13 protein-coding genes are annotated in these 17,429 nt (G+C 41.6%); 10 read left to right on the top strand and 3 right to left on the bottom strand.

Translation table 11 applies throughout. The features are described 5' to 3' along the window. Nucleotides 1-655: 655 nt before the first annotated feature. Together HWX04_RS02045 and HWX04_RS02040 are read right to left on the bottom strand one after the other, a co-directional pair. On the bottom strand, nt 656-940 hold the full coding sequence (locus tag HWX04_RS02045; protein WP_175868577.1) for a hypothetical protein: 285 nt from the start codon (nt 938-940) through the stop codon (nt 656-658). Nucleotides 941-1,108: 168 nt separating this feature from the next. After that, the gene (locus HWX04_RS02040) at nt 1,109-1,798 is read right to left on the bottom strand and encodes a YggS family pyridoxal phosphate-dependent enzyme (protein WP_175868576.1); all 690 of its coding nucleotides are present in this window, start codon (nt 1,796-1,798) and stop codon (nt 1,109-1,111) included. A gap of 154 nt (nt 1,799-1,952) precedes the next feature. Between HWX04_RS02040 and leuS the strand changes: the two genes are divergently transcribed. Both leuS and HWX04_RS02030 read left to right on the top strand, forming a co-directional pair. Beyond that, the gene (gene leuS, locus HWX04_RS02035) at nt 1,953-4,607 is read left to right on the top strand and encodes a leucine--tRNA ligase (RefSeq protein ID WP_175868575.1); all 2,655 of its coding nucleotides are present in this window, start codon (nt 1,953-1,955) and stop codon (nt 4,605-4,607) included. Next, entirely contained in the window at nt 4,594-5,208 is a 615-nt protein-coding gene (locus tag HWX04_RS02030; protein WP_175868574.1) for an LPS assembly lipoprotein LptE, read from the top strand. Before leuS ends, HWX04_RS02030 begins: the two co-directional genes overlap by 14 nt. Here HWX04_RS02030 and fsa read toward each other — a convergent pair. Next, nucleotides 5,205-5,858: a fructose-6-phosphate aldolase gene (gene fsa / locus HWX04_RS02025; protein ID WP_175868573.1), complete on the bottom strand. Its 654-nt coding sequence runs from the start codon at nt 5,856-5,858 to the stop codon at nt 5,205-5,207. The genes HWX04_RS02030 and fsa overlap by 4 nt on opposite strands. Before the next feature lie 992 nt (nt 5,859-6,850). On the opposite strand from fsa, the gene HWX04_RS02020 reads away from it, so the two are divergent. From HWX04_RS02020 to HWX04_RS01985, 8 genes are all read left to right on the top strand, one after another. Next, on the top strand, nt 6,851-9,046 hold the full coding sequence (locus HWX04_RS02020) for a primosomal protein N' (RefSeq protein ID WP_175868572.1): 2,196 nt from the start codon (nt 6,851-6,853) through the stop codon (nt 9,044-9,046). A gap of 462 nt (nt 9,047-9,508) precedes the next feature. Continuing rightward, nucleotides 9,509-10,102 carry an ATP synthase F1 subunit delta gene (gene atpH / locus HWX04_RS02015; protein WP_175868571.1) on the top strand — a complete coding sequence of 198 codons (594 nt, stop codon included), beginning with the start codon at nt 9,509-9,511 and terminating at the stop codon, nt 10,100-10,102. After that, a complete protein-coding gene (atpA, locus tag HWX04_RS02010) occupies nt 10,092-11,627 on the top strand; it encodes a F0F1 ATP synthase subunit alpha (RefSeq protein WP_175868570.1) in 1,536 nt (511 codons plus the stop codon). Before atpH ends, atpA begins: the two co-directional genes overlap by 11 nt. Nucleotides 11,628-11,647: 20 nt before the next feature. Next, nucleotides 11,648-12,559 carry a F0F1 ATP synthase subunit gamma gene (locus tag HWX04_RS02005; protein WP_175868569.1) on the top strand — a complete coding sequence of 304 codons (912 nt, stop codon included), beginning with the start codon at nt 11,648-11,650 and terminating at the stop codon, nt 12,557-12,559. Nucleotides 12,560-12,578: 19 nt separating this feature from the next. Continuing rightward, the gene (gene atpD, locus HWX04_RS02000; protein ID WP_175868568.1) at nt 12,579-14,186 is read left to right on the top strand and encodes a F0F1 ATP synthase subunit beta; all 1,608 of its coding nucleotides are present in this window, start codon (nt 12,579-12,581) and stop codon (nt 14,184-14,186) included. Nucleotides 14,187-14,298: 112 nt separating this feature from the next. After that, on the top strand, nt 14,299-14,715 hold the full coding sequence (gene atpC / locus HWX04_RS01995; RefSeq protein WP_175868567.1) for an ATP synthase F1 subunit epsilon: 417 nt from the start codon (nt 14,299-14,301) through the stop codon (nt 14,713-14,715). A 23-nt stretch (nt 14,716-14,738) separates the two neighbouring features. Then, a complete protein-coding gene (locus HWX04_RS01990) occupies nt 14,739-16,370 on the top strand; it encodes an MFS transporter (protein ID WP_175868566.1) in 1,632 nt (543 codons plus the stop codon). Between the two features lie 24 nt (nt 16,371-16,394). Further along, entirely contained in the window at nt 16,395-17,402 is a 1,008-nt protein-coding gene (locus HWX04_RS01985) for an HlyD family secretion protein (protein WP_175868565.1), read from the top strand. Nucleotides 17,403-17,429 lie beyond the last annotated feature (27 nt).

Below are 17,429 nucleotides of genomic sequence, written 5' to 3'. Positions count from 1 at the left end.
AGAATATAGAGCTTATTAATAATGAGTTTTTTAGAGAATCTTTCCAACTATTATAATAAATAAATCTATAATAAAACATATATAAAAAACCAAAGAAAAACGTTGCTATAAGCCATTCAATAATTTTAGAGATAAAATCTGACATTAAGAAATTAAAATTATAATATGATGTAATGATCAAAGTATAAATATCTCTGAAGTCCATCTCAACCATAATTGTAGACAATATAACAGAGATATTTTTTCGAAAAAAATTACAAAATGACTAACTTCAGAGATATCTTTGGCGCTATTTTCTATAAATTATAACCAACACTGATGAGTTTTCTGTGCGAAACCCAAAGCATAACCTCCTAAGAAACCAGTTGTGGCGCTCGTAAGTCCACCCATAATTGCTCCTAGACCAGTTATAGAATCCATTAACTGTTCCGGTTAGCCCTCCTGCTATTGCATGTTGTACAGCTTGTGCATTTACTTGGGATGTAAAATCATTAACGCTACATGCATTATGCATTTGAAAAGTTGGTACTTTTTTTGATTTATAATAATCAGCAAGAAAATTATACGGTTATTGAAAATAGTTTTGTTGCCATTGTTTGCACGCATGTATTGGTATTGGGGTTAATGCCTTTTTTAGGCAATTGCCAAGCGTATCTTACTTCTTTTTAGTATGTAGAAAGCCTTTTTTACCTGCTTTATGCCATTGGAAACTGAGGAAATTGTTGGAGAAGTTGTGAGAAAACGCGGCAATTTTTATTATTTTGCTTTTGTATTCAAGATTTCTTTTTTTGAGATGCTTTTGGTGGGAATTGATCAGAGGGGAGGCGATATGGAGTCGAGGTGTGGGAATAGGAAAGCCAAAGCAGGGCTGTTTTGAAGTCATTTTATGGGGTGAGGCTGTGATGGTGAGAATCTTCTGAAGAGCAGTTTTTTTGTTCATTTTGCTCATAGGGTGAAAAAGGGACGGGAATTTTTTTCTACTAGAGTTGCGCTTTTATTGATCTTGGGGGGATATTTTTTCTCATGTCTGTTGTTTTGAGCTTATTCGTAGAGTTTTCAAGGGGAATTTATATGGAGGAGGGAATGAATTTATAGGGAGGAAATTGCTTTACCCAGGGCGTTTTCCAAATAAAGCAGAGCCAATGCGAAGGACATTGGAGCCAAATTGTAGAGCTGTTGTAAAATCATTGGACATGCCCATAGAAAGCTTTGGGAGACCGGCTTGTTTTGCTAGTTTTTCTAGCAGTGCGAAATAGGGTCCAGGGTTTTCCTCAACGGGGGGAATGGCCATTAGACCAATGATATCAAGTCCATAATTGTTTTTGCATTGGGAAACAAAAGAGATTACTTCTTGCGGGGCAATGCCCGTTTTTTGTGGTTCTAAGCCGGTATTTACTTGAACATAGCAGGGGAGATGTTTTTGTTGTTTTTGCATTTCTTCTGCCAAAACTTTGGCTATTTTTTCACGATCAACCGTTTGGATGACATCAAAAATCTTGACAGCTTCAGCGGCTTTATTGGATTGTAGGGGACCGATAAGATGAAGTTTAATATTTTCAAACTTTTGACGCAAACAGGGCCATTTTTGTGCGGCCTCTTGCACACGATTTTCTGCAAATAGAGATTGACCAGCTTGTAAAAGGGGACGTATATCCTCTATAGAAACGGTTTTTGAAACAGCGATAAGTTCAACTTCTTCTACGGGGCGTTGTAGTTCTTGGCAGAGTGCCACAATGTCTTTTTGAAGGTTTTGCCATGCTGCAATGGAAGGGGCTTGGGGGAGCGTGTCTGTATTCATACTTTTTGTGCTTTACTGTTTTTGTTCAAGTTTTATTCAAGGGTTGGTTGTTTTAAGAAAATATTTCACGAAAATGTTGACGATGAGGTTAATCCATGGTCAAGCATAATAAAACAAGTTTTTAGTTCAGTTTTATTAAAAGAGTATAATGGGAATGACGATTGAGCATTATAAAATAGGCGAGCGCTATAATCCACGTGCGAGAGAAAAAAAATGGCAAGAAATTTGGGATGAAAAGAAAATTTTTCAGACTGTGGGGGAAGATGACCGTGAAAAATATTATGTTTTAGAGATGTTTCCTTATCCATCTGGTCGTATTCACATGGGGCATGTACGCAATTATGCCATGGGAGATGTGGTGGCGCGTTATAAACGTGCAAAGGGCTTTAATGTGCTTCATCCTATGGGCTGGGATGCTTTTGGTATGCCGGCTGAAAATGCTGCTTTGCAAAGTAAAGTGCATCCTAAAACTTGGACCTATGAAAATATTGCTGTGATGCGGGGGCAATTAAAGCAATTAGGGCTCTCACTCGATTGGTCCCGTGAATTTGCAACGTGTGATGTGGACTATTACCACCGCCAACAAATGCTGTTTCTTGATTTTTATCAAAAGGGGTTGGTGACGCGTAAAGTGGCTAAGGTCAATTGGGATCCTGTTGATCATACTGTTTTGGCCAATGAACAGGTTGTTGATGGACGGGGATGGCGTTCTGGGGCGTTGGTTGAACAACGTGAGTTGACCCAATGGTTTTTCAAAATTAGTGACTTTAGTGAAGATCTCTTGGCTGGCCTTGAAGAATTGAATCAATGGCCGGAAAAAGTGCGCACGATGCAAAAAAATTGGATTGGGAAATCTCAAGGTTTGCTGATTCGTTGGGCTTTAAAGCCAACAGCTGATGATGCAGGGAATGCTGATGATGTTTGTAAGGCATTTGATGAGGTTGTTTGTTATTCAACACGTCCTGATACCTTGTTTGGTGCTTCCTTTTTAGCTCTGTCTGTTGATCATCCTATTGCACAATCTCTTGCAAAAAAAGATAAAGACTTGGAAGCTTTTATAAAAAATTGTCGGTGTGGTGGAACGACAACAGCCGCACTTGAAACAGCCGAAAAACAAGGGTTTCTCACCCCACTTGTGGCGGTGCATCCTTTTGATGTGACGGTGCATATTCCTGTTTATATCGCTAATTTTGTGTTGATGGACTATGGAACGGGGGTTGTTTTTGGTTGTCCGGCTCATGATCAGAGAGATTTCGATTTTGCGCGTAAATATGATCTTCCGATAAAACCAGTGGTTTTGCCAAAAGGAGAGCAAGCAGAAAATTTTGTCATTACTGAAACGCCTTATGATGGTGATGGGGTGATGAGCAATTCCAGCTTTTTGGATGGCTTGACACCCCAACAAGCCTTTGAAGAAGCCGCCAAAAGGCTTGAAGGGCAAATGCTTAATGGGCGACCACAGGGAGAAAAAACAGTGCAATTCCGATTGCGTGATTGGGGCGTTTCACGGCAACGTTATTGGGGATGCCCCATTCCAATGATCCATTGTAAAATGTGTGGCGTTGTGCCTGTGCCACGGTCCGATTTGCCGGTTGTATTGCCTGATGATGTTACTTTTGATCAACCCGGCAATCCTCTTGCACGGCATGAAATATGGCAGAATGTTGTTTGTCCTTCCTGTGGTCAACCTGCCAAACGTGAAACTGATACCATGGACACATTTGTTGACTCTTCTTGGTATTATGCGCGCTTTACGGCTCCTTTTGCCGCAGAACCTGTTGAGAAAAAAGCAACTGCTGAATGGTTGCCTGTGCAACAATATATTGGTGGAATTGAGCATGCGATTTTGCATCTTCTTTATGCGCGCTTTTTTATGCGTGCTATGAAATTGGTCGGTCATGTGAGTGTGGATGAGCCTTTTAAGGGGCTTTTTACCCAAGGGATGGTGGTGCATGAAACTTATCGGGATGATCAAGGGTGGGTTTCTCCAGCAGAAGTTTCGATTGTTGAAAAAGATGGAAAGCGGTGCGCTTATAAATTAACCGATCAAAGCGAAGTGACGATTGGTTTGATTGAGAAAATGTCAAAATCAAAAAAGAATGTCGTTGATCCTGATGATATTATTGCCTCCTATGGCGCTGATACGGTACGCTGGTTTGTGTTGTCCGATTCTCCCCCTGAGCGGGATGTTATCTGGACAGAATCGGGCGTTGAGGGTGCACATCGTTTTGTGCAGCGTGTTTGGCGCCATGTGGCTTTGGGCGCATCTGTTTTAAAGGATGTAGCCCCTTGTGCGGGGCGTCAGGGGGAGGCTTTGGAACTGTCAAAGGTTGCACATCGCACGCTCCAGGTTGTAGAAGATGATTTGGAAAAATTCGCGTTTAATCGGGTTATAGCACGTCTTTATGAATTCTTGAATATTATGGCACCGTTGTTAAATAAGGTGGCAGATGTTGATGATGAAATGAAAGCTTCTTTGCGCCAAGCTATGGATTTTTTTCTTGCCATGATTGCACCGATTATGCCCCATTTAGCTGAAGAATGCCATGCCGCTTTAGGGGAGAAAACTTTAATGTCTGAACTTGCTTGGCCTGTTTATGATCCCACATTAATTGTTGAAGAAAGCTATACTTTACCGGTACAAATTAATGGTAAAAAACGCGGTGAGGTGAGGGTTGCAGCAACAGCAAGTGAGACGATGATTAAAGAAGCGGTTTTGGCTTTAGATTTTGTACAGGCGCAGCTGGGTGAAAAGCCCATGAAAAAAATCATTATTGTTCCAAAAAGGATTGTGAATGTCGTTCTTTAAAAGTTTTCTGCTTGTCGTTTTAGCGGGTGTCTTCACACTGTTGTATGGGTGTAAAATTGAACCGCTTTATCGTCAAGAATCGCAGAGTTCAAAGGCAATGAATTCTGCTTTTTATGGGGGGGGTATTGCTCAGCAGGATTCTATTTCTGGGGAAGTTTCTTTGGGGCTTTTAGCAAAGCTTGGTTCTATTGTTGTAGAAGAGCCTGCGGATCGTTTTGGACAAATGGTGCGTAATCATCTGCTGTTTTTGTTGTATGGAAATGGTGGTAAACCTTCTCTACCGGCTTATCGATTGGCATTGCAGATCTCTGTCGTTACAAGAGAATCGATGCAGATAGAGGTTGATCTTGAGAAAAAGAGAAGGGGACGATCCTCTGTTGGAACTGTTATGAGCAGAGCTTCCTATACCTTAAAGGATATGAAGAATATGCCTGTTGCAAAAGGAACAGCAATAATGAATGCATCTTTTGAACGACTTCGTCAAGAATATGCAACGTTGCAAGCAGAAGAAAATGCGAAAAAGCGTGTGGCAGAAGAGCTGGCTGAGCAGATTTTTTTGTTACTTTCAAAAGATCTTTCCAATAAAAATCTTAGACATTAAGCAATATTTTGTCCTGTTTTTTGCCAATCGTTGAGAAATATGTGCAATCCTTTATCGGTGAGAGGGTGTTTGACCAAGGCTTTTAAGATTGCGGGTGGAACTGTGGCAACGTCAGCACCGCTTAAGGCTGCTTCTTTGATATGATTAACGGTGCGGATTGAAGCGGCTAAGATTTGTGTTTTAAAGTTATAGTTATCATAAATTGTGCGAATTTCATGAAGCAGTTCACTTCCATTTAGTCCGCAATCATCGAGCCTCCCAATAAAAGGCGAAACAAATGTTGCGCCTGCTTTGGCAGCAAGTAAGGCTTGATTGGCAGAAAAACAAAGTGTGAGATTTGTTTTTAGTCCTTCGGCTGTCAGAGCTTTACAGGCTTTTAATCCATCCAGTGTTAAAGGAAGCTTGATACAAATGTTGTTAGCAATCTTTGCTAAAACAGCTGCTTCTTTCATGATGTTTTCAAATTCTGTTGCTGCAACTTCAGCAGAAACAGGACCGCTAACGAGGGAACAAATTTCTTTTGTCACTTCAAGAATATTGCGTCCTGATTTTAGGATAAGAGAGGGATTGGTGGTTACACCATCAACAAGGCTTAAATTCTGTAATTCTCGTATGTCTTCAATATTGGCGCTGTCCACAAAAAATTTCATCTCTAACCTCTTCTTCTTTAGCTTTTTTATTCAAAGCTTTTCATTCTGTCACTTGTTTTTCGTTATGCGCTATTGTTGACTGCAAAAGCAAGAGCAAGAATGAATATCCCTATGAAAATTAGGAATGCTACGGTGTATTATGCCCCCACTTTTTGTAGAGAAAGGTCTTGTGTTGTTTCCCTGCCTCTTTCTATGGTGTTGCTTGTCATAAGGCGTGGGATGATTCATTGCGCACTAACATTTTTAGCGTATTGGCATCTTTGCATAGCGATAACTTTGTACTTATGGCAATAGATTAGCATTATCAAATACTTTGCTGATTTTTCATGCGGCATTACTCTTGATATTTGAGAATTTTCATGAGATGTCTCTTTTTCTCACGAAGGTTACATTTCATTTGGCTTGTTGCGTATCAGTGAATGGATTTTTGTGGCATAAAACACCATTGAAGAAGGTATGCGTTTTACACATGAAGTTTTGTCTATGTTCAAAGCATTTATTTATAATGCCAAAAAATCTTATATTGAGTGTTTTTATTACCAGATGCAAAAATAATTTATCTTTATAAATCAAACTATTGATAATAAGTCGAGATATGATGTGGAAAGAAAATAAAAATGTGTATGTTGGGCATGAAGTCACATTTATGGGAGAGCTTTGTTAAGGGGTACAGTTACGCTATCGTGTTGAATGCTTAGTGGTGATGGATTTTATATGCACAGAAGAATGGTACTATTTTTTTGTTATAGAAGATGACGGTGTTTTGATTGTTGGTGTTTTAGAGATGGAATGCGTATGAAAAAGAATTTTTGGGAGAAAAGTTTTGTGAAAGGGAGAGTGATTTCAATCCCGCGATGAATTTTATAAGAGTGTTTGAAGATAAGAGGTAGACCTGTTGGTGCTCAAGATAATCGTAGGATGATCTTAGATACGTGATCTTAGATAATTAAGAGGGGGTGGATTATATATTGGTTAAAAAGGCGAATTCAAACATGGTAGAGGAAAAGGTTGTCTCTGTATTGGTTCCTCTTCCTGTTGCTCATGCTTATAGTTATAAAGTTCCGTCTTCTATGGAGGTAGAAATTGGTTCTTTTGTTCGGGTTCCGGTGATGGGGCGTGAGCTTTGCGGTTTTGTTGTGGATGTTGGAGAGAAGACAAAAGATAGGCACGGAACTGCTTCGGTGGCACGTGAAAAATTACGCTTTCTTTTACATGTTTTTGATTGCCCTCCATTAAAGCCAGAAATGATTACATTTTTGCATTTTGTTAGTCGTTATACAATGACGTCTTTTGGTCTTGTTGCACGATTGGTTTTGTCTGTACCGGCTGCGTTAGAGCCGGAAGCGCAGATGCTGGGATTGCGCTATTGTGGGGGAGAGGTGGAACGTCTCACACCAGCGCGCTCACGGGTTTTGGAATTGGTGCGCGATGGTGAGATTTGGACACGTACTGGTCTTGCACATGCGGCTGGAACTTCTGTTTCTGTAATTGAAGGCTTAAAAGCGCTAGGAATTTTTGAAGATGTTAAGGTTCCTGCTCCTGATCTTGTGGGGTTGCCTGATCCTGATTTTTGTCCTCCTCAGTTGCAGGGTGCACAGAGTGAAGTAGCAACACTATTGCGGGAAGGTGTTTTATCTTCTCAGTTTCAAGTTTTTTTGCTGGATGGTGTGACAGGCTCTGGAAAGACAGAAGTTTATTTTGAAGCGGTTGCTCAAGCTTTCAAAGGGGGTAGCCAAGTTTTAATTTTATTGCCGGAAATTGCTTTAACACAGCAGTTTTTAGATCGTTTTTATGCACGCTTTGGCGCTGCGGCAGCAGAATGGCATTCTGATTTGACACCGCGTCGTAGAGAACGTGTTTGGCGGCAAGTTGCAGAAGGGCGGGTGCGTGTTGTTGCGGGTGCTCGTTCAGCACTTTTTCTTCCTTTTCATGAGCTGGGCTTGATTGTTGTCGATGAAGAGCATGATAGTGCTTATAAACAAGAAGAGCGCATTTTTTATCATGCGCGTGATATGGCCGTTGCACGGGGCTCTTTTGAGCATTTTCCTGTTATTTTATCCTCAGCTACACCATCGATTGAAAGTCAAGCCAATGTTTTAAAAGGGCGTTATCAAAAGGTGCATTTACCCTCCCGTTTTAAAGAAGTTGCTCTTCCACAGTTGCAGGTCATTGATATGCGTCAAGGAGGGGTGCAAAAGGGGCGATTTATTTCCTTTTCTCTTGAAAGGGCTTTAAAACAAACGCTTGAGAAAGGTGAGCAGGCGCTGCTTTTTCTTAATCGGCGTGGTTATGCACCTTTAACTTTATGTCGAGTGTGCGGACATCGTTTTCATTGTACCGATTGTTCAAGTTGGTTGGTAGAACATCGTGCGCAAGGGCAATTGAAATGTCATCATTGTGGCTATCATCAACCCCTTCCAGAAGCCTGTCCTGAATGTGGAACATTAGACCATCTCGCGGCTTGTGGACCAGGTGTGGAAAGAATTGCAGAAGAAACACAAAGGCTTTTTCCCCAAGTGCGATCATTGATTCTTTCAACGGATCTCAAAGGGGGAATTGGGCAGTTGCGAAGCGAATTGCAAGCCATTGCCAATGGCGATGTGGATATTATTATTGGGACACAGTTGGTCGCTAAAGGACATCATTTTCCAAAACTCTCTTTGGTGGGGGTTATTGATGCTGATCTTGGTCTTGCCAATGGTGATTTACGCGCGAGTGAACATACCTTCCAGCTGCTTTCTCAAGTGACTGGAAGAGCAGGGCGGGTGGGATTGGAAAGTTTAGGATTATTGCAAACCTATCAACCAGATCATCCAGTCATAAAAGCCTTACTTTCATGCCAACCAGAAGATTTTTACACACGGGAAATTGCAACACGTCAGCATTATCATTTGCCTCCCTATGGGCGTCTTGCCTCTTTGATTGTGTCTGCACAACAACGCCAAGCCGCAGAATATTATGCGCGGGCACTCCGTCAAGCAGCGCCACGGGAAAAAAATATCTCGGTTATGGGACCGGCAGAGGCACCTTTGGCTCTGGTTCGGGGGCGTTATCGTTTTCGGCTTTTACTGCAAGGTCAACGCTCTTTTGATATACAAGGGTTTATACGTGCAATGCTGAGCAATAGCCCCAAAATGCCCAGTTCCGTTCGAGTTCAAATTGATATTGATCCGCAAAGCTTTTTTTAAAAATCAATTTTTTCCTTAATTTTAAGGCGTATACTCATTATTCTTTCTTGCTTATCCGTTTGAAATAACAGACTTTTGTGGTCGTGGTCGCTTTTCGCTACAGCTTTTGTGGGGATAAGAGGAGTGATCTTTAAAGAAGAATCGTTTTTGGAGGAGGCAAGAGCGTTTGAAGCAAAATTAAAGAGCGTGAATTTTTTCACAGAATGTCAATAAAGAGGCATAAAAAACCATGATATCAGCCTGCGGATCTAAAAAAAATCCTTTTTAAAAATATTTTGAATATTTTCTTAAAATTTTTAAAAAGCAGCGATTTGTGGTGTTGCGAGTCGGCTATGTCTATGCTAGAAACCGAAAGGTTTTTGTTCGAGGTTTTAAGAAAAAGATTCTTAAAATTAAGAATGTCTGTTTCATTATCATCTGATAACTATCAGAGAGTCGCTCAAGGGAAAGAGGCGGTATTTCGTGTCAGGTTCATTTTCTCTCTTACCGCTGCCGTTGGTAGATCAACGCTATGCGCAAGCGCTTTTTAGTTGCGTTCAAGAAGCAGGAAACGTTGAAAAGATTGAAAAGGCAGTGGAAGATTTTTTGCTTGTTTTAGAGCAAAATGAGGATTTAAAACACTTCGTGCTCAGTCCATTCTTTTCAGTTAAAGAGCACATTAAGGTGGTGCAATCTGTTTGTGAAAACATAAAATTTGCTGATAAAGAAGCAGGGCAGGTTGTTAGTAATTTTTTACGCGTTATTGCAGCAAATCGTAGGCTTGGTGCCGTATTTGGTATTTTACATGCTTTTCAGCGTTGTGTTGCACGCGCTCGTGGGCAAGTTACTGCGCAAATTATTTCTGCGCGTCCCTTAAGTTCTCAACAAAAACAAGAGTTGTGTGAGACTTTGGAAGGTGTCGTTGGGGGAAAAGTTTTACTACACATCATTGTGGATCCAAAAATTCTTGGGGGATTAATCGTTCGTATCGGGGCGTCTCAAATTGATACGTCTCTTCTAACAAAATTGTCTTCGCTTAAGCTTGCATTGAAAAAGAGGTCAGCTGATGGATATTAGACCATCTGAAATTTCAAAAATTCTAAAAGAGCAAATCAAAAACTTTGACCAAAAGGCTGAGGTTTCAGAAATTGGTTGGGTTCTCTCTGTGGGGGATGGTATTGCTCGCGTTTATGGTTTGGATAATGTTCAAGCTGGGGAAATGGTTGCTTTTCCAAATGGTGTGCGTGGTATGGCACTCAATTTGGAAGTTGATAATGTCGGTGTGGTCATTTTTGGCTCAGATCGCGATATTCGTGAAGGCGATTGTGTAAAGCGATTGGGCGCTATTGTAGATGTTCCTGTGGGGCCCGCTTTGCTTGGGCGTGTGGTCGATGCACTTGGAAATCCTATAGATGGTAAGGGACCTCTTAAGGAAACAGAACGTCGTCGTGTTGATGTTAAGGCGCCAGGGATTATTCCGCGTCAGTCTGTGCATGAACCCATGTCGACCGGATTAAAAGCAATTGATGCGCTTATCCCCATTGGACGCGGACAGCGTGAATTGGTGATTGGTGATCGCCAAACAGGAAAAACAGCAATTTTGCTCGATACATTTTTAAACCAAAAACCTTTTCATGAAAAAGGGGCTGGACGAGAGCAAGATAAAGTTTATTGTATTTATGTGGCTATCGGTCAAAAACGTTCGACGGTGGCACAATTCGTTAAAATTTTAGAAGAACGCGGGGCACTAGAATATTCTATTATTGTTGCGGCGACTGCTTCTGATCCAGCACCGCTGCAATTTATTGCACCTCTTGCTGGGTGCGCGATGGGTGAATATTTCCGTGATAATGGGCAACATGCTTTGATCGGTTATGATGATCTGTCAAAACAAGCGGTGGCTTATCGTCAAATGTCTCTTTTGCTTCGTCGTCCACCAGGGCGTGAGGCTTATCCAGGAGATGTTTTCTATCTGCATTCGCGTCTTTTAGAACGCGCTGCAAAGTTGAATGCGGAAAATGGATCAGGGTCGTTGACAGCTTTGCCGGTCATTGAAACACAAGCTAATGACGTTTCGGCTTATATTCCTACAAATGTGATTTCGATTACGGATGGGCAAATTTTCTTGGAAACAAATTTGTTTTATCAGGGTATTCGTCCTGCTGTGAATGTTGGTCTTTCTGTTTCGCGCGTTGGTTCGGCAGCACAAATTAAGGCAATGAAGCAAGTTGCTGGCTCGATTAAAGGTGAGTTGGCCCAATATCGTGAAATGGCGGCTTTTGCGCAGTTTGGCTCTGATTTGGATGCATCAACCCAGCGGCTATTGAATCGAGGAGCACGCTTGACAGAGCTCTTAAAGCAGCCACAATTTTCTCCACTCAAAACAGAAGAGCAGGTGGTGGTTATTTTCGCGGGTGTGAATGGCTATCTTGATGCTCTAGCGGTTTCTGATGTTGCACGGTTTGAGCAAGGGCTTTTGGTGCTTTTGCGGAGTGATTATCAAGATCTCTTAAAAGCAATTGCTGAGCAAAAGCAATTAACAGATGAGCTAAAAGATAAGTTGATAACTGTTCTTAACACTTATGCGAAAAATTTTTCGTGATGAATTGATGGAATGCTTGGATGGCCTCACTAAAGGATCTTAGAGACCGTATAGCTTCGGTTAAAGCAACACAGAAAATTACCAAAGCTATGCAGATGGTTGCAGCAGCGCGGTTGCATCGTGCGCAAGAGGTGGCACAATCAGCACGCCCTTATGCAAAGAGGATGGCTGATATTTTAACCAGTGTTGCTGCTGATGTGGATGGTGTTGATGCACCGGCTCTCATGCGTGGTACGGGGCGCGATGATGTGCATCTCTTGGTGGTCTGTACTGCTGAACGCGGTTTATGTGGTGCTTTTAATGTGCAAATCATTCGTCGTGCCCGTGAGCATATTAAAGCACTGTTGGCAGCCGGTAAAATTGTGAAAATTATCACTGTAGGCAAAAAGGGTGCGGATATTTTATCGCGTGATTACAAAAATTTGATGATTGATCACATTGATTTACATGCTGTAAAGCGAATTGGTTTTGCAGAGGCGGTGATGATTAGTCAACGCATTGTTGATTTGTTCAATGAAGGCGTTTTTGATGTCTGTACGCTGTTTTATTCTGAATTTGTTTCCGTGATTAATCAGCGCCCAACAGCTTTTGGCTTAATCCCTATGGGGGCTCCAAAAGCAACTGTTGAGACAATAGATATTGGTGAGCAAACAGAGCCGAGAAAAGCTTCACAAACAACTGTTTATGAATACGAACCTGATGCTGCTTCTCTTTTAGAGGCGCTTGTGCCACGCAATCTTTCAGTGCAAATCTTTCGGGCTTTACTCGAAAATGTTGCTGGTGAAATGGGCGCAAAGATGACAGCTATGGATAATGCATCGCGCAATGCGGGCGAAATGATTAATAAATTGACGGTGGCTTATAATCGTCAACGTCAGGCACAAATTACCACAGAATTGATCGAAATTATTGCGGGCGCTGAAGCGCTTTAAATGGAAAAGGTAAGGATTGATGGCAAAAGCAGTAACCTCAAGCAAAGGAGCAGAAAAAGGTGAAAAAAAGAAACCAGCTGCTCGTTCCGGTGCAAAAAAAGACGCTTCAAAATCTCAAGGGGATGTAAAGACTTCAACTGCGTCTGCACGTAGTGTCACTAAAGATACACCGGTGAAAAAAGAAGAGCAGGCAAAAGGTGCTGTTGGTGAAATCAAGCAGGTTATAGGTGCTGTTGTTGATGTGCAATTTGAAGGTGCATTGCCAAATATTCTTAATGCTTTGGAAACAGAGAATTTAGGCCATCGCTTGGTGTTAGAAGTTGCGCAGCATTTGGGTGAAAATACCGTGCGTGCGATTGCGATGGATACGACCGATGGTCTGATGCGAGGCCAAAAGGTCGTGGATACAGGAGCACAGATTAGTGTTCCTGTAGGCGAAGCAACGTTGGGACGTATTATGAATGTGATTGGAGAGCCAGTGGATAATGTGGGACCAATCCTTTCAACCAAAACGCGTTCTATTCACCAAGAGGCGCCAGAGTATGTCGAACAATCGACCGTTTCAGAGATTCTTGTCACGGGTATTAAGGTTGTGGATTTGTTAGCCCCTTATTCGAAAGGGGGTAAAATTGGCTTGTTTGGTGGTGCTGGTGTTGGAAAAACCGTTCTCATTATGGAGCTTATCAACAATATTGCAAAGGCACATGGTGGCTATTCCGTATTTGCTGGTGTGGGAGAGCGTACACGTGAGGGAAATGATCTCTATTACGAAATGATCGAAAGCCGTGTGAATGTGAATCCAAAAGACAATAATGGTTCAACAGAAGGGTCAAAATGTGCGCTTGTTTATGGGCAAATGAATGAACCACCAGGAGCGCGTGCGCGCGTCGCTCTTTCCGGGTTGACTATTGCAGAAAGCTTCCGTGATGAAGGACAAGATGTTCTTTTCTTTGTGGATAATATTTTCCGTTTCACACAAGCAGGGGCTGAGGTATCTGCTCTTTTAGGACGTATTCCTTCTGCTGTGGGTTATCAACCTACTTTGGCAACGGATATGGGTGCTTTGCAAGAACGTATTACCAGTACAAAAACAGGATCTATTACTTCTGTTCAGGCGATTTATGTTCCTGCCGATGACTTGACGGATCCGGCGCCGGCAACATCTTTTGCCCATTTGGATGCAACAACCGTTCTTTCCCGCTCTATTGCGGAAAAGGGAATTTATCCAGCCGTGGATCCACTTGATTCTTTCTCGCGTATGTTAGATCCACTGATTGTGGGGGAAGAGCATTATACGGTTGCTTGTCAAGTGCAAACTATTTTACAACGTTATAGAGCGCTTCAAGATATTATTGCTATTCTTGGAATGGATGAACTTTCTGAAGATGACAAATTGTTGGTGGGAAGGGCGCGTAAAATTGAACGTTTCCTTTCGCAGCCTTTCCATGTGGCAGAAGCTTTTACTGGTTCGCCAGGAAAACTCGTTCCTTTGGAAGACACAATCAAAGGCTTTAAAGGTCTTTGTGCGGGCGATTATGATGATTTGCCAGAAGCTGCTTTTTATATGGTTGGTTCGGTTGAGGAAGCCCTTGAAAAAGGAAAACGTCTCATGGCAGAGGCTTCTTAATTCAGGAGAAATCTGTCATGAATATTTGTCGTTAAAAAAGGGCAAGTTGTTGAAAAAGATAAGTTATTAAGGAGGACGGAGAGTCCTTCTATTGAGTATTGTGGAGACTTTTGTGGAAAACAATAGAGAAGAGCATTTTTTGTTTGAGCTTGTATCGCCTGAAAAGATTGTGTTTTCAGAGCAGGTTGTGTCTGTTGTTCTTCCTTCAGTTTCTGGTGCTTTGACAGTTATGGCACAGCATGCACCATTGGTGGCAAGCATTGTATTGGGGAGTGTTCGTGTTCGTACCTCTGCGGGGGAAAAGCTCTTTGTTGTTTGCGGTGGTGTTGCAAATATTACCTTTTCGGGATGCTCTTTATTGGTAGAGCATGTTGTGGCTGTTGAGCATCTTTCTTTTGATGTATTAGAACAGCAGATTTTGCAGGTTCAAGCGACATTAGAGGGGGGAATGGGTGATGCAAAAAGTCCTAAAATTGAAGCTTTTTTCCAGCAATTGTCAGCTGATGGTTCTATGATGATAAAAGCGTAGAAGGGTATACAGGATAAGGTGACATGAGCGGAAAAAAAAGTACGGTTGTGTTTGCCAAAAGGGGCGGAAAACCTTTTCCTCATCCTGGTCGTGTTTTCGCGGGACCTTTGCCGAAATGTTTTGTTTATATTTTTGCTTCTTTTATTTTGCAATGGGCTTATGGCTTAGGGGCTAATATTGTTCAGTCTAATATTGTCCATCTGATCGGTGATTTTCACGCAACTTTGGCTGAGACGACATGGTTGGTCGCAGCCTATATGGCACCAAATGTAAGTGTGGCGATTATGTTGATCAAAATCCGCTATCAATTTGGGTTGCGTGCTTTTGCTGAACTATCAATTCTTGGCTTCGTTTTGGTTTGTGCCTTGCAGCTTTTTGTGACCGATTTGCGTTCTGCGCTGATTATTCGCTTTTTTGCTGGGATTGCTGCTGCGCCTTTGGCTTCGCTTGCATTGCTTTATATGATGGAGGCTTTTGCGCCAGCAAAGAAGTTTACTGTTGGTCTTAGTTTGAATTATATGAATGCGGCTTTAGCTGCACCTTTATCTCGTTTGATTTCTCCTGATTTGCTGGAAAATAATGGTTTTTCTAGTCTTTCTGCTTTGGAAATGGGGTTGGTTCTCATCAGTTTGGTCTGTATCTATACTTTGCCCCTTACGCCTGTTGTTCGCAGCAAGGTTATTCAAAAGTTAGATTGGATAAGCTATGGTTTGATTGCTCTTGGTCTTGGTCTTAATGCTGTAATTATGTCTGTTGGCATATTGTATTGGTGGTATGAAGCACCATGGATTGGTTGGGGACTTGCACTTGCTATTTTTTCTTTGGCACTTGCTATTATGATTGAGCTTAATAGAGAAAAACCATTGATTGATTTGCGTTGGATTTTCAGTAAAGAAATGATCCAATCTGTTTTTATTTTGTTGATTTTTCATGTTTTCTTGTTGGAGCGATCCAATTTACCCTTCGGTTTTTTTAATCTTTTTGGTTTGCTCAATCGTGAGATGGCGCCCATGTATTTTGCGGTGATATTGGGAATTCTGTTAGGGGGAGCTGTTTGTGTGTCTTTTTTACGGGCAGGGCGTGAGGATTATTTTTATTTGTTATCTTTGGGTTGTTTGGCGCTTGGAGCTTATTTAGACAGTCGTGTAAACCACTTAACGCGTCCACAAGACATGATGTTGAGCCAAGGATTGGTGAGTTTTAGTTATGCTCTTTTTTTGCCTCCTGTTCTTTTTAAAGGGTTTGTGATCGCTGGTCAGCGAGGGCCGCGGTATGTTTTGAGTTTTATTGCTGTTTTTTTGCTAACACAAGTTACAGGGAGATTGATGGGATCGGCTTTTTTTGGCAGCCTACAGTTTTATTTTGCCCATAAGAATTTTGAGTCCTTAACACAAAATATTGTTGTAACTGATCCGCTTATTTCTGCTGAGATGAATACTTTATTTTCGTCTTCTCATGGTGCTTCTGTTTCTCATGGCTTGGGAAATGATCAGATGACTTCTCTGTTGATAGAAAAATTTAAGTTAACAGCAAATATTTTTGCTTATGATGACGTTTTTCGGCTTTATTTTTATATTTCAATGGTTGTATTCGTCATTTTTTTTGTAACAATGGTTGTTAAATCATGCTCTGTGCGTGCATTAGAAAAAGAGTGATATCATGGAAGAGGGGCGCAAAAAATGATAAAAGCATTACGATCAAAGGCTACAATTGTTGCATTCCTGTCAGGTATTACGGGTGTTTTGCTGATTTTGTGGGCTTGGAGACTTCCTCCTTTTGTGAGCAACATTCAAATAACGGATAATGCTTTCATTAAGGGCGACGTTACCCTCGTTAGTTCACAGATCTCTGGGGTGATTGGGCGAATTTATGTGCAAGATTATCAACGTGTTGAAAAGGGGATGCTGCTCTTTGAACTTGATGATTCTCTTTTTCGTCAGCAGCTTGCACGGGCACAGGCTGTTCTCGATTCAAAAAATGCAAAATTAGCCAGTATTGAATTGCAAGCACAGCTTTTGCAGGGCGAAATTAATACAGCAGAAGTCGAATTGGCTCGTTCACGAGCATTCTCCAATGTTGTTCCTGATAGTAAAAAGTTAGGCTTTGGTGATGCGGCAAGTTCTGTTTCTCGTCCTCTTTCACAACTCTTGGCCGCACTGGAAACAAAACGGCAATTGCAAAAACAATTAAATCTTGAACGGCAAAGTTTACAATCAGAAGTTTCGGGAGCAAAGGTGGGAGTTGAGTTGGCAAAACTTAATCTCAATCATACAAAGATTTTATCGCCTCGAACAGGCTATGTTGGATTGGTTGGCGCTAGGGTTGGGCAATATGTTATGCCGGGGACGCAATTGGTTTCCGTGATTTCTGATGATATTTGGATTATTGCTAATTATAAAGAAACGCAACTTTCTCAGATGCGTGTGGGACAACCGGTTGTTTTTTCTGTTGATGCATTGAACAACAAAAAGTTAACAGGGCGTGTGGTTCGTTTTGCTCCAGCCACAGGTTCAGAGTTTTCATTGTTAAAAACGGATACAACAATTGGTAATTTTATTAAAATTGCGCAACGTATTTCAGTACGGATTGCTTTAGATCCTGGTCAGGAAGGGACTGAAAAACTCATTCCTGGGATGTCTGTGGTTACGTATGTGGATACTTCGCAGCGGGTTGATTCTGGAGGATAAAATTTTGGGTATTTTCAATTTAATGTT

Origin of the sequence: Bartonella gabonensis (assembly GCF_903679515.1) — a bacterium.
Classification (GTDB): domain Bacteria; phylum Pseudomonadota; class Alphaproteobacteria; order Rhizobiales; family Rhizobiaceae; genus Bartonella; species Bartonella gabonensis.
The sequence above is the reverse complement of the archived record's forward strand: the minus strand, read 5'-3'. Positions and strand labels throughout refer to the sequence as shown.